This window comes from Sulfitobacter sp. HI0129, from assembly GCF_001635395.1.
Lineage (GTDB): Bacteria > Pseudomonadota > Alphaproteobacteria > Rhodobacterales > Rhodobacteraceae > Sulfitobacter.
Map to the genome: position 1 here is coordinate 1 of NZ_LWGH01000597.1, position 1137 is coordinate 1137.

1 protein-coding gene and 1 pseudogene are annotated in these 1137 nt (G+C 66.5%); one reads left to right on the plus strand and one right to left on the minus strand.

Translation table 11 applies throughout. The features are described from left to right. The coding region (locus tag A3764_RS15825) for a class I adenylate-forming enzyme family protein (RefSeq protein ID WP_150122229.1) at window positions 1-763 on the minus strand (763 nt) is incomplete at its 3' end. Between the two features lie 146 nt (window positions 764-909). Between A3764_RS15825 and A3764_RS15830 the strand changes: the two are divergent. Further along, window positions 910-1137, plus strand: a pseudogene (locus A3764_RS15830) (acetyl-CoA carboxylase, biotin carboxyl carrier protein); the annotation flags it as partial.

Here is a 1137-nt window from a genome sequence, read left to right on the forward strand (position 1 = left end):
CGGCGAGCAGGCGGCGCACCATCGTGGGCGCCGCGAACATATGCGCCCGCCCGTGATGCGCCGCGAGGTCGAGCACCTCGTCCGCGTCGAAGCCACCGCTTTCGGGAAAGACATGCCGGGCCCCGGCACGCACATGCATCAGGTTGTAAAGCCCCGCCCCATGGCTGAGCGGCGCGGCATAGATCGCCGCATCCCCGTCAAAGACACGGTCGACATCCACTTCGTAGCAAAGCGCCATCGATAGCAGCATGTCANGGGTGATGATCACCCCCTTGGGCGTACCGGTCGTACCGGAGGTATAGAATAGCCACGCCATGTCCGACCCATCCCGCGGCGCAGGCTCGGGTAGCGGCGGATGGACCAGCAGATCGTCGTATCCAGGGCCATCGACGTCCACGCGCGGGACGGGATCGCCTTCGGCGTTCAATGCCGCCCCGTTGGACCCGACCACGAAGACCAGCTTCGCGCCCGCGTCCCTCAGGATAAACGCCGCCTCACGCCCGTGCAGCTTTGCATTGATCGGCACCGCCGCGGCACCGGCGTACCAGATCCCGTAAAGCGCGATCAGGTAATCCGGCCCGTTGGGCATGAAAAGCGCGACCCGGTCGCCCTCCGCCACTCCCTGCGCGCGCAGCCATCCCGCCACGGCCCGGGCGCGGGCATCAAAATGCGCATAATCGGCCATGGGGGTCACGCCCCTGAACAGGGCGGGATGCCGGGGGTATGCCGTGGCACTGCGGGCCAGCCAATGGGCAAGGTTCATGGATGTCATCCTTCTTCGCTGGCCGCAGACTGCCGCGCCATTGCCCCGACGGCAACAGTCGGCTTTCCATGCTATGGCGCATGGCCTATAAGCGGGCGAGCAAAGGGCGGCGACAGTCTGCCCACCTTGAGAAGGGTCGAGGAACCATGACGAAGAACACCCACGATGCAGACGTCGCGTTCATCCGCGCGCTGGCCGAGCTGCTGAACGAAAACGATCTCACCGAATTGCAGGTGAAGCGCGACTACGCCGAGGACGACAGCCTGAACGTCCGCGTCAGCCGCAAGCCGCCGCAGCAGGTGATGGCCCCGCAACAGCAGTATATGCCGCAGCCGCAGCAGGCCCACGCCCCCGCCCCTGCATCCGCCGCCCCG